The sequence below is a fragment of the Listeria sp. PSOL-1 genome (assembly GCF_902806445.1).
GTDB lineage: Bacteria > Bacillota > Bacilli > Lactobacillales > Listeriaceae > Listeria.
Genome location: NZ_LR760298.1, coordinates 1,706,130 through 1,719,225 on the forward strand (window position 1 = coordinate 1,706,130; position 13,096 = coordinate 1,719,225).

General features: G+C 34.4%; 11 protein-coding genes. 4 read left to right on the forward strand and 7 right to left on the reverse strand.

Annotated features, from left to right (window positions below; genetic code table 11):
- Positions 1-144: 144 nt before the first annotated feature.
- The 5 genes from secA to G6Q10_RS08270 form a co-directional block, all read right to left on the reverse strand.
- A complete protein-coding gene (gene secA, locus G6Q10_RS08250; protein WP_163654997.1) occupies positions 145-2,655 on the reverse strand; it encodes a preprotein translocase subunit SecA in 2,511 nt (836 codons plus the stop codon).
- A 258-nt stretch (positions 2,656-2,913) separates the two neighbouring features.
- The gene (hpf, locus tag G6Q10_RS08255; RefSeq protein ID WP_163654998.1) at positions 2,914-3,474 is read right to left on the reverse strand and encodes a ribosome hibernation-promoting factor, HPF/YfiA family; all 561 of its coding nucleotides are present in this window, start codon (positions 3,472-3,474) and stop codon (positions 2,914-2,916) included.
- A gap of 179 nt (positions 3,475-3,653) precedes the next feature.
- On the reverse strand, positions 3,654-4,331 hold the full coding sequence (locus tag G6Q10_RS08260; RefSeq protein WP_163655000.1) for a ComFC family protein: 678 nt from the start codon (positions 4,329-4,331) through the stop codon (positions 3,654-3,656).
- Complete coding sequence (locus G6Q10_RS08265; RefSeq protein ID WP_163655002.1) at positions 4,324-5,661, reverse strand: ATP-dependent helicase ComFA; 1,338 nt, start codon at positions 5,659-5,661, stop codon at positions 4,324-4,326. Before G6Q10_RS08265 ends, G6Q10_RS08260 begins: the two co-directional genes overlap by 8 nt.
- A gap of 258 nt (positions 5,662-5,919) precedes the next feature.
- Positions 5,920-6,606: a response regulator transcription factor gene (locus tag G6Q10_RS08270; protein WP_163655004.1), complete on the reverse strand. Its 687-nt coding sequence runs from the start codon at positions 6,604-6,606 to the stop codon at positions 5,920-5,922.
- Between the two features lie 379 nt (positions 6,607-6,985).
- Between G6Q10_RS08270 and G6Q10_RS08275 the strand changes: the two genes are divergently transcribed.
- The 4 genes from G6Q10_RS08275 (at position 6,986) to G6Q10_RS08290 (ending at position 10,842) form a co-directional block, all read left to right on the forward strand.
- Positions 6,986-7,621, forward strand: a complete 636-nt coding sequence (locus G6Q10_RS08275; protein WP_163655006.1) for a YigZ family protein — start codon at positions 6,986-6,988, stop codon at positions 7,619-7,621.
- A gap of 2 nt (positions 7,622-7,623) precedes the next feature.
- Positions 7,624-8,178: a GNAT family N-acetyltransferase gene (locus G6Q10_RS08280; protein ID WP_163655008.1), complete on the forward strand. Its 555-nt coding sequence runs from the start codon at positions 7,624-7,626 to the stop codon at positions 8,176-8,178.
- A 204-nt stretch (positions 8,179-8,382) separates the two neighbouring features.
- On the forward strand, positions 8,383-9,438 hold the full coding sequence (locus G6Q10_RS08285; RefSeq protein ID WP_163655010.1) for an LCP family protein: 1,056 nt from the start codon (positions 8,383-8,385) through the stop codon (positions 9,436-9,438).
- A gap of 393 nt (positions 9,439-9,831) precedes the next feature.
- Complete coding sequence (locus tag G6Q10_RS08290; protein WP_163655012.1) at positions 9,832-10,842, forward strand: leucine-rich repeat domain-containing protein; 1,011 nt, start codon at positions 9,832-9,834, stop codon at positions 10,840-10,842.
- 67 nt (positions 10,843-10,909) lie between these two features.
- On the opposite strand, the gene G6Q10_RS08295 is transcribed toward G6Q10_RS08290, so the two are convergent.
- Positions 10,910-11,959: a glycosyltransferase family 4 protein gene (locus tag G6Q10_RS08295; RefSeq protein WP_163655014.1), complete on the reverse strand. Its 1,050-nt coding sequence runs from the start codon at positions 11,957-11,959 to the stop codon at positions 10,910-10,912.
- A gap of 19 nt (positions 11,960-11,978) precedes the next feature.
- A complete protein-coding gene (menC, locus tag G6Q10_RS08300) occupies positions 11,979-13,091 on the reverse strand; it encodes an o-succinylbenzoate synthase (RefSeq protein WP_163655016.1) in 1,113 nt (370 codons plus the stop codon).
- Between the last annotated feature and the right edge of the window lie 5 nt (positions 13,092-13,096).

The window sequence follows — 13,096 nt, forward strand, 5'->3', positions numbered from 1 at the left end:
TTTTCCACCTTTTTTCAAAATTTTAATGATAAGACTAACTTAGTATATAAAATTTTGTTCTTTTTTTCCAGACTTGTTTTTGTTCTTATATGACAATAAAGAGCTAAATTGATTTTACAATCGAATTCAGCTCTTTTAAAAAGTTTATGCTTCTTTACCGTGACAATTTTTATATTTTTTACCGCTACCACATGGGCAAAGGTCATTACGGCCAATTTGTTTGTCTGCACGAACTGGCTGACGTTTTGCTTCTGGTTTTCCTTCACCAGGGTTTACTGCTTCACCTTTTGCCACTTGTTCACGTTCAAGATTTTGCCTAATTTCTGCTTTCATAATATAGCGAGTAACGTCTTCTTCAATTGAATTAACCATCGCTTCAAACATTCCGAAACCTTCTGCTTGATACTCACGAAGCGGATCAATTTGTCCATAAGCTCGGAGATGAATGCCATCACGCAATTGGTCCATCGCATCAATATGATCGACCCATTTAGAATCAACTGAACGAAGTAATATTGCTTTTTGGAATTCATTAAATTCATCTTCTGGAAGCAACGTTTCTTTTTCATTATAAGCATGTTTAATTTTTTCTAAAATGAAGTCTTCAATTTGCTTGCTATCTTTACCTTCAAGATCTTCTACTGTAATGCCTTCTGTTAAAATGTTAGCATCAACATAATCAACAATTGCCTGTAAATTCCAGTCTTCTGAAGAATCGTGTGAATTTGCATTAGCAGAAACAATAAAGTTCACTGTCCGGCCGATCATTTTCTCAATGATCTCACGCAAACTATTTTCAGCAGTAATTACTTCATAACGCTGCTTATAAATTACTTCACGTTGTTGACGTAATACATCATCATATTGAAGAACGTGTTTACGAGAATCAAAGTTATTCCCTTCAACGCGTTTTTGGGCTGATTCCACAGCACGGCTCACCATTTTGCTTTGGATAGCTTCATCGTTCATTCCAAAGCGTTCCATCATGCTCTTCATGTTATCAGAACCAAAACGACGCATCAATTCATCTTCCATTGAGATGTAAAATTGAGTTTCACCTGGATCACCTTGACGACCAGAACGACCACGCAATTGGTTATCAATCCGGCGTGATTCATGACGTTCCGTACCAATAACAGCTAAGCCACCTACTTCAACTGTACCTTCACCAAGTTTTATATCCGTACCACGACCAGCCATATTGGTGGCAATCGTTACAGCTCCAGATTCACCAGCATCTTTAATGATATCTGCTTCACGCTCATGTTGTTTAGCATTTAGTACATTATGGCGAATTCCTTTTCGCTTCAGTTTGCTGGAAATCAATTCTGACGTTTCAATAGCAACTGTACCAACTAAAATAGGTTGTCCTTTAGCATGACGTTCTGCAATATCTTCTACAACTGCATTAAATTTAGACTCCACCGTTGTATAAATTAAATCTGGATTATCTTTCCGAATAACTTCTTTATTTGTTGGAATTTCAATGACACGCATGTTATAGATATCGCGGAATTCTTCTTCTTCTGTTTTTGCAGTACCAGTCATCCCAGCTAATTTTTTATACATACGGAAATAGTTTTGGAATGTAATTGTCGCCATTGTCTTAGATTCGTTTTGAATGGTTACTGCTTCCTTCGCTTCAAGCGCTTGGTGTAACCCTTCACTAAAGCGACGGCCCTTCATAATACGACCAGTAAATTGATCAACAATTAGCACTTCATCATCTTGAACTACATAATCAACATCAAGTGCCATTGTATAGTTAGCTTTCAAAGCTTGAACAATATGATGTAGGAAAGGTGCATGTTCTAGATCATATAAATTTTCAACATCAAAATATTTTTCTCCGCGTTCGACGCCTTCTTCCGTCAAGCTAACGGATTTCGTTTTGATGTCAACTGTATAATCTTTATCTTTTGTTAGCGTCGTAACAAATGTATTAGCACGGACATAAAGAAGTGTAGATTTTTCTGCTTCACCAGAAATAATTAATGGCGTTCTTGCTTCATCGACTAAAATGGAATCCACTTCATCAATAACAGCAAATGGAAGCTGACGTTGTACCATCTGCTCTTTATATACAACCATGTTATCACGTAAATAATCAAAGCCTAATTCATTATTCGTACTATAAGTGATATCACAATTATATTGTTCACGTTTTTCTTCACTGGAAAGAGCATTAAGATTTAGCCCAACTGTTAATCCTAGGAACTTATAAAGCTGCCCCATTTCAGTTGCATCCCGTTGTGCTAGATATTCATTGACCGTAACAACATGTACCCCTTCACCAGAGAGTGCATTCAAGTAAACAGGGAGTGTTGCTGTTAATGTTTTACCTTCACCAGTTTTCATCTCAGCAATATTACCTTCATGTAGTACAATTCCACCCATTAACTGTACGCGGAAAGGAAACATGCCAAGCGCTCGTTTTGCTCCCTCTCTTGCTACAGCAAAAGCCTCAACTAATAAATCATCAAGTGTTTCACCATTTTGAAAGCGTTCCTGGAACTCTGCTGTTTTAGCGCGTAGCTCGTCGTCTGAAAGTTTTGCTGTATCAGCAGCAAGAGCTTCAATTAAATCAGCTTTTTTTTCAAGATACTTAATATCTTTCTTACCTGATTCAAAAATCTTTTTTAAAATACTTGCCATTTTTTATTCTCCTCTACTAATTTCACTACTTCATTCCACAAATGTTGTTAATATATTAATTATAGAATTATTAAAAATGAATGCTATACTTATTAATTTTATCACTTATAAAGTAAAATTCACACTATAAAGTTCACTATTTTATTTACAGTTAATAATCATTATATCATGCTTCTAAAAGAAAAAATATATCCAAGATAAATTTTATTAAAAAAAGGATGTGGGCAATTTCACCCCATCCTTTCTTGACAACAAGTTTTAATTCGTTTCAATTAACCCATACTTACCATCTTTTCGGAGATAAGTGATATTTATCTCATTCGTATCAGCATTGAGAAATATAAAAAAATTATGTCCTAATAAATTCATTTGCAATACCGCTTCTTCTGAACTCATTGGCTTTAATGGAAATTGTTTTGTTCTTACGATTTCTAAGTCAGCATGGCCTTCTTCTGATTCGATTTCGCCGTTTTCCTCAACAACAGAAGCAAAATAATCTTGTGTTGCTTCTTTATCGCGAAACTTACGGTTAACTTTTGTTTTGTATTTACGTATTTGTCTTTCTAATTTATCAACAACTAAGTCAATACTTGCATATAAGTCATTACTTGTTTCTTCTGCACGTAATACAAGCCTAGGAAGAGGAATGGTAATCTCAGCTTTCGCATTTTTATCAGAATAAACCTTTAGATTTACGTGAACGTTAGCATCAGGAGTTTCTGTAAAATAGCGTTCAAGTTTTTCGACTTTCTTTTCTACATAAGTTCTGATTGCATCAGTTACCTCAATTTTTTCACCACGAATGTTGTACCTAAGCATAGTAATTCCTCCTTTGAGATAAAACAATAATTCTTACAAAGAGATTGCTCTCCTTATATTCAGTCTATGACAAACAAAGGCTTTTTGCAAACATTTACATATTACAATATTTACCTTTATTTTATTATTTTTTCCACAAAAAAGTAATTACAAAACTAAATTTTTTCAACTTTTATTTTTCATCTAAAAATCGTAAAAGAGTAAACCATTTTTGCTCCAGCTAAAATTAATCGCTCTGCTGCTAAATTAAGTGTGACGCCCGTTGTATAGATATCATCAACAAGAAAAATATTTTTTCCTTTTATATGATGAATATCAGTCGTATTTAATTGAAATACTTGTATCATTTGTAATCGTTCATTTCTAGTACGTTTTGATTGTTTATCGCCTTCATCTCTTTTTAACAGATATTGATACGGGACGTTCGCATACGTTAGCATCGCACTTACCTGATTAAAGCCACGCTCTTGTAACCGATTAGCAGCCAGTGGTATCGGTGAAATAATAAAATCTTTCATCCTTTGCTTGAAAAACTTCTTCATAGGCGGTGCAAAAAGCTCTGCAAGCACATAATCTCCTCGATATTTATATTGAGTCATCAATTCTTTTGCAAAATCATTATAACGATATAAGGAAGTGTTTTTTTGAATAAAGTATTCTTTTCTTCGTTGACAATCCCTACATTCCCCATCTATATTCGCTTTATTACACCGAATACAGGTTGGCTCATTCAACACTTCAAGTTGCTTAGCACATCTCTCACAAATACGTTGATGAGGAACAAGCCATTTCTTAAAACTCCAACTAATCATTATTCTATACGGTTTACCGCACCACAAACAATGTTGGCTAGCCATCTAATAAGCCCTCACTTTTTCCTAATCGATTCATTTCTTGGATGTGTCGTATTGCTTTTTTTATACTTCTCGTTTTTCCATGACAAAAAAAGCACACATCTCCAGTGGGAAAATCTTTTTTTCGACCGACACGTCCAGCAATTTGCACAAGTGCAGCTTCAGTAAACACTTGATGTTCGGCACCAAAAACAGCTACTTGTATGTTTTCGATCGTTATCCCACGTTCCAAAATTGTTGTTGTTAATAAAATATTAATTTGCCCATCTCTAAGCGCCATCACTTTCTCTTTACGCTTTGGATCTGCTGCATGCACAGTAGCTATGTTATAAGTGAATTTCTCCTGCAACATTTTAGCAAAACTAAGCATACGATCAATCCGCGGGAAGAAAATAAGCATAGATAAATTCTGATTTCTTTTCTCGTCAATCCACTTTATTATTGTTTTAATCGGTTTTCCTTGGCTCACTTTCTCTTCCCATTTTTGAAGCCATACGACTCGCGGAACCGGCAATGAGAACCGGTGATATCGTGCAGGAATTTTAACAAAATTACGGTTGCCTCTAAGACATTCCTTTTGCCAATTGACATCCGGAGTAGCAGTAATGTAGATTTGTGTATTCCTTGCTTTCATAGCTTTATTGACCGCATACTCTAATAATGGATCTTTAGCATAAGGGAAGGCATCTACTTCGTCAATAAAAATTGTATCAAAATAACCTTGAAAGCGAATTAATTGATGCGTCGTTGCAATCACAAAATGCTCTCCTTCAAAGACATGCTCCGAATCTCCATATAAACAAACAAGCTTTTCTGCTGGGAAAACCTCCTGTAATCGAGGAAATAGTTCAATACATACATCTACACGCGGAGATGCTAAACAAATTCGCTCGCCTTTTTGTAAGGCTAACTCCATTCCCGAAAACATCATCTCTGTTTTTCCGGCGCCCGCAACTGCCCATAACAGCAAATTAATCTTTTCTTCCACTGCTCTTATAACTGCTTCAGAACCCTTTTTTTGTCCATGCGAAAGGTTTCCTGGCCATAATAGCAATTTATCTTTTTTTGGTAGTAGCGGTAAAGGTTTTTTATAAAACAATGAAGTACATCCTGTTAATTTGCCCATGATTAGACAATTTCGGCAATAAGGACAATGTTCTTGACCACAATGTAAGCAAGGCATAAAGCCAAATTTTTCTAGTGATGTATTCCCACATCTTACACAACGTAAATGCTTATTCTTTTTCGCTATCGCTTTTTGACTTTCAAATCCATTAACATTGATTAGTTCTTCCTTCAAATACAACCTTCCTGGATAACCACAAGTGTGCATTTCCTATCACCTCGCCTAATACGGTTATACCATGTTTAATTTTATGTTGCAGAAGCTAATTTTATACTTTACACCTATAAAAAAGCTTTTTCATCTTAGACAAAACCATTTTTTCGCCACTCAAAACTTACTTATAACCATTCACTATCCTTTTTTAATCATTTTGAAAAAAAAATTCTATGCGCTATACTAAGCACATAGAATTTAAAAGGTTATTTTATTGCTAAGATAAATTTCCCCTGGACTATATCGCATTCCTTATCGAATATAGACCCATCCTCGTTTTATTGCTGTAACAACAGCTTGGGTTCTATCGTTTACTCTCATCTTCTGGAGAATACTACTCACATGATTTTTTACAGTTTTTTCACTGATGAAAAGCGTCTCTCCAATGCCTCGATTGCTATTTCCATCAGTCATTAATTGCAACACTTCGCATTCTCGATGTGTTAAAAGCGGTATTGGTAATTTCACCTCAGGTTGTTGGTAACCATACGAACCTTGCGCATTGTTTGTACTAGCTAAGTGTCTGTATTCGCGAATTAACTTGATAGCCGCTTTTGGATGGATATAAGCACCTCCATCTCGAACAATTTTTATTGCTTCTATTAATTCTTTAGCATCCATTTCTTTTAATAAATATCCCACTGCACCTGAAGACAGTGCTTTTGTTACGTATTCATCAGATTCATGAATTGTAAGTATAATCACTTTGATGCCCGGAAACTGTCGCACCAATAATGCTATTGCATCAGCCCCATTTACATTAGGCATATTGAGATCCATTAAAACAATCTCTGGCTTAGATTCTCTAATCTTCGCTATAATATTTTTCCCGTTTTCGGCTTCAGCGACTACTTCAAAAGAATCCTCAAGCTCTAAAATTCGTTTAATTCCTTCTCGAAATAATTGGTGATCATCAACAACCATAATTTTGAGCGTCATAATAATTTACCTCCTTCAAATAGCTATTTTTTAGTATGTTAAACGAAGTTGCTTAACTTTTTCCCTTTATAACTTTGTTTGAAAGCATTTCTTAACCTAACTATACTGTAATGTAAGCAAAATTTAGTCATCAAGCTGATACTTTTATTATAAAACAAGTAGGTCAAAAAACCCTCCATTTTGCTTATTATAAAATACGATATTTGTCTTTATACCTAAATTAAAGTAATAATACCTTACATTATACCATGATTTTACTCCTACTTCATCCCGTAATCAATCTATATCCCCTAACTACAGAAAAAAGATATACAATCGACACTTTTTCAGCTAAAATAGGAGGAGTCCACATCCTTTGTTAAAAATAGGAGGATTCTCAATGTTAGAAAAGTATTTAACGATAAAAAAAGAGGGTACGCATGAGATTATTATTGATAAATCTCGTTTCGTCTGTACGATAGACCGGGCCGAATCTGAACAAGAAGCCCAAGCTTTTATACTGGCTGTGAAAAAGTCAAACCGAGATGCCACTCATAATTGTTCCGCCTATCTTATCGGCGATCATGATCAATTCCAAAAAGCTAGTGATGATGGCGAACCAAGTGGGACTGCTGGATATCCTATGCTTGAAATCTTAAAAAAGAAACAACTCAAAAATGTTGTAACGGTTGTCACTCGTTATTTTGGCGGAATCAAACTCGGCGCAGGAGGCCTTGTTCGTGCATATGGAAATGCCGTTAATGAAACCTGCTCTAAAATTGGTATCATCGAACGACAGCTTGCAACCATTATTTCCATTCAGATTGATTATTCACAGCTTGGCAAAATCGAAAATTTCCTTACACTTGAAAATTATCAAATCGCTGACAAACAATTTGCAGAAAAGATAACACTTTATGTTTATGTTAACCAAAATGATTTAACGATTTTTAAAGAAAAAATGATAGAAATTTTAAATGGTCGTATTCTATTTGATGAGCACGGGCAGCAATATCGAGAAGAGGAAATACTTTAATCATGGCGACTAATTTTTTTACTTATATTCCATCTGAATTCAAAACAGTGCGTACTATTTTAAAGGAAACTGTCCTACAAGATGCAGCTTCACTTTATACTATTTGGACAGACGCGTCTGTATCTCGTTTTATGAACATTGAATATTTCATGACAATGAAACAAGCTAAAGATATGATTGAAACGATTTCAAAAGAAAAGTTTGCTTGTCGCTACTCCATTTTTTACCAAAATCAATTAATCGGTTCTGTTGGCATTAATGATGTTGATCAAAAGAGTTCCAGTTGTGAAATCGGCTATGAACTATCTGAAAAGTATTGGCGACAAGGAATTATGTCTGAAGTATTATATCATTTTCTATCCCTCATTGAAAAATGGTTATCTTTTGAAGAAGTAACCGCTAAAGTACTTCCTGATAATATTGCTTCAATTTCTTTGCTTAAAAAAATGGGTTTTGAATTAAAAGAGAGTATTCAGGAATTTGACCTTCATTCCCATAATTTCCATAACGTTTATATCTATAAAATAACACTAAATAGTAACAAAAGGCCATCTTAATATTACATTTTTGCAAGGTTGGAATTTTATTATGTCTATTTTTATCAACTTTTTGTATAATGTAATTAAATGATTTATCTGTAGCTATTCTTTCAAAATTAAACAAAACGTAAATTTAATGTAACAAACAAAAGTCTTCTACATGATAAACTTTAAGTTATGTTTGTTGTTTAGCAATGAAGCAACATTAAGGAGAATTTATATATGTATAATGACAGAAGTGGTTTGCATCGCGCAAACAAGTATAAGCGCCGCCGCACCATACTTTACTGGATTTTAATACCTGTTATGGCGTGTATTTTATTAGGAGTTGGTTATGGCACTTATTTGTTTAGCAAAACAAAACTAATGGCTGATCGCTCTTATGATAGTGTCCGCAACGGTGAAGCATCAACGTTACGAACAAAAGATATTACACCTATTAAAGATAACTTTTCTGTTCTGATTATCGGAGTAGATACAAGCGAAAAACGCGCTAGTGATGGGAATCCAAGAAGTGACTCGCTCATACTTGCAACTTTTAATGTTAAAGATTCACGTGTAGAAATGACAAGTATACCGCGCGATTCCTATGTCCACATCAATTACCCGAAAAAAAATATTAATAAATATACAAAAATTAATGCCGCTCATGCCTATGGTGGTCCTGAACTTACAATGAAAACAGTTGAAGAACAATTTAAAATCCCTATTGATTACTACGTACGCTTTGATTTTGATGCTTTTCTTAAAATTATTAAGGCTCTTAATGGTATTAATGTTGATGTTCCTGTATCTTTCACTGAACAAAATTCCAAAGACGAAGCTGGCGCCATCACATTGAAAAAAGGTTATCAACGCTTAAATGGCGAGCAGGCTTTAGCATTAGCGAGAACCAGACATATCGATAGTGACATCGAGCGTGGTAAACGACAGCAACTAATTATTAAGTCTATTGCTGAAGAAGCAACAAAAATCACATCAATTAATAAATATTCTAGTATTATTGATGCTGTTGGTGAAAATATGGCAACCAACCTTAATTTCAACCAAATGCTTTCTATCGCTAAATATGCAATGACCAATAAAGTTAAAATTAAATCTCTTAATTTAAAAGGTAGTGATGCCCCACAAAATGGTATTTACTACTACCAACTAAACGAAAATTCTATGCAAAGTGTAGCAAATGAATTTGCTTCTGAATTAGATATTAAAAAGCCATTCCCAGGCGCCGTACCTTATAGTGAAGAGGAGCAGTCCAATACTAAATCGACAAATTAATTATAAGCCTATAAAAAAGCCAAATTTACTTTTGTAAATTTGGCTTTTTTACTGTCTGCTATCACAATTTTTTGTTTATCTAGATTATACTTCTATCCTTATTTTGTATTCAATCATTAAAAATATTGTAACCATATTAGTAGACAAAAAATTCAATAAATGATATATTATTGCAAATAATTAGTTCTTTAACTAATTTAATAAATTGGTATGAAAATAACCGGAAATATTTTTTTGAATTAACAGTTATTTTTTATAAATACAATCAATCGCTAAAAAGGGGGGATCATATTGAAGAAATTACTTCTAGATAGTACATAGTTATAAAAAAGTAATAAAGTAGACAATTCCTAATAACGGGACCAATTAAAAATGATTGTGAGGATATTTATTATGACAAAAAACAAAAAAATAATTTACACGTTTGCTTTATCTGCTTTACTCACTACATCGGTGGCATTGCCATTAGCAGCACCAAATGCACATGCTGCCACACAACCATCAAACGCTGTACAAGAAGAAAAAAAGATTAGCGAATTTTTCCCTGATGAAAACTTAGCAAAATTAGTTGCAGAAGCGTTAAAAAAAGATGTGAATGATTCCACAGATGCTCAAGAGCTGGCTTCAATAGAGACTCTTATAGCAACGGGATCAGAAATCAAATCACTAGAAGGAGCACAGTACTTAACTGGTTTAAAGGGTTTACTATTATCTGAAAACCAAATAAAGGACCTTGCGCCGATCAGTAACTTAACATCGCTTACTGACTTATTTATCGATTCCAACAATGTGGAAGATATCACGCCATTAGCTCGACTAACTAATTTAGAAAATCTATCATTCGCTGAAAATAACGTAACAGATATTACGCCATTAACGAATTTAAACAAATTAAAATTCTTAAATATAAATGGCAATAATGCTAATGATCTCACTTCCCTTGCTGATAAAACTGAATTAATTTCTCTAGAGGTAGCAACAAATAATATCTCTGACATTAACGTGCTTTCTTCGCTGACGAATTTAGAAAATTTTGTTGCGGACAACAATAAAATTAATGATTTAACACCATTAAATAACTTAGAAAAACTCACTACCGTTACCGTATCTCATAACCAGATTAGCGATTTTTCTCCGTTAAAAGGTGCAACAAAACTAACAACACTTAAGGGTACATCCCAAGCAATCTCGCTTCCAATTGGAAATGTAGGAACAGCTACCACAGTAAACGTTCTTGATTGGAAAGGTCAAACTCCAACAGATATTTTGCTCAGTGGAAGCGGAACTTATCAAAATGGTAAATTAACATGGAATACAGCAGGCGAACACCAACTCTTCTTTGCAGCTCACGATACAACAAAAGAAATAGAAGTTAGCGGAACAATAGCACAAACTGTTAAATAATTAAAAGCCTCTTCTCTTAAAAACAAGTGAAGAGGCTACTTTGTGGTTTTTTCAATCATTTATTACATTAAGACCGCTTGCGATGAATCTTTTGCAATACATTTAAAATCGGTCGATAGTCAGGACCCACTAAACCAATAAATTCAACAACTGTCTCAATCAAAAAACATAATAGGATTAATAAAATAACTGAACCCCAAGTAGTTGAAAATGAAAAAATAAAACTGGCTATTGAAAAAAGTAAAGCCATACAATAGATTAGTAACACAGTTTGTTTAGGTGTAAATCCTAAAGCCATCAACCGATGATGAATATGAGAACGATCGGCCGAAGTAACTGGCGTCTTTTCTTTTAACCGTCTAATAATAGCAAAAAAAGTATCAGATAGCGGGACACCTAAAATAATTAACGGGACTAGTAACGAGATAAATGTCACATTTTTAAATCCCATCAATGAAAGGACACCTATCATATATCCCAAGAACAGCGCTCCTGTATCCCCCATAAAAATCGATGCTGGCGGAAAATTGAAAAACATAAAAGCTAATACTGCTACAACAAGTAAGAAAGCTACAGGTGCGACAAAGCCATCATTAAGCAGCAAGGCCATCCCTGCAATTGTCATTAAGGCAATAATCGAAATTCCTCCTGCAAGGCCATCTAAACCATCAATTAAATTAAGCGCATTAATAATAGCTACAATCCAAATAATTGAAATTGGAACAGCAAAATAACCAAAATGAATCGTCCCATAAAAAGGAATATTGATAAATTTAATTAATACATGGCCCCAAGTAGTTACACAAATTGCAGCTAATAACTGCCCGACTAATTTTAGCTTGGGAGAAAGCTCAATAAGATCATCAATTAGACCCGTAATAATGATAATTACGGCACCTAGATAAATAGGTAACATATTAGAGCGATCAATTGGCGCCAAGAAGTAACCAATAGAAAAACTAATAAAAATCGCCAATCCCCCTAAAGTAGGGGTGCTTTTCTTATGCAAATGACGTTCCCTTGGAACATCTACAGCATTGACCAAATATGCAAACTTACGCGTTAGTGGAATAAGAATTAGCCCTACACAAAATGTAATGATTATCCAAACTAGCAAACTTATTTCAGCTCCAATCTTATCTTAAAACCATTGTTTTTGTATTCTTTAAAAAGCGTTTTATTACTTGATTATTTAATGTTACACCTATTCCAAAGCCTTTAGGAACCTGCAAGCTATCTCCTATTAACTCAAACGGTTCACAAATAATATCTTCTTCAAAATAACGCGATGATGCAGAAATATCCCCTGGGAATACAAATTCTTCTCTTGAAGCTAATAAAAGATTATGCGCTCTACCAATCCCTGCTTCGAGCATTCCTCCACACCATACTAATAAATTATTTTGATGACAATAATTGATAATATCCAAAGCTTCACTATAACCACCAACACGTGCAAGCTTTAAGTTAATAGCCTTGCAACTACCCAATAAATGAGCTTGACGAACATCCTCCAATGAACGAAGGTTTTCATCAAGACAGATAGCTGTTTTTATCTGCTTTTGTAGCTCCGCGTGGTCAATAAAATCTTTTTCACTAAAAGGCTGCTCAATCATGGCTAAATTAAATTGGTCAAGTTTTTTTAAAAGTACAATATCACTCACTTTATAAGCTGAATTGGCATCTGCCATCAATGTAAGATTTGGAAAAGCTTCACGAGCAGCAGCAATAAAACGAATGTCTTTTCCAGGCTGAATTTTCAATTTAACTCGCTGATAGCCTTTTTGAACATAGCGTCGAATGGTATTTAATAACGCTGTTTCATTTTCCTGAATACCTAAGCTTACCCCAACAGCAACTTTTTGTTTCGTCCCACCAATTAGTTCTTGTAAAGAAACCTCTTTCTTTTTAGCATATAAATCCCACAACGCCATTTCAATACCAGCTTTTGCCATTTGATTCCCACGAATCCACTTGAATTTTTCACGAAAATCTTGTGGATGAGTAAACTGCCAATTTTGCAAACCTGGGATCAGAAATGTTGTTATGATATTATAAGCTGTCTCTATCGTTTCTTCTGTGTAATCCGGGCGAGCAAAAGCTTCAACTTCACCATACGCAATAATCCCGTCACAATCAATAAGCTCAATTAGTAAAAATTCTTTAGCATCCATTTCTCCATAGCTTGTTTTAAAAGAAGTTTTTAATGGGATTTTAAGCTGATGTAACTTTACTTCCATAATTTGCACGGACT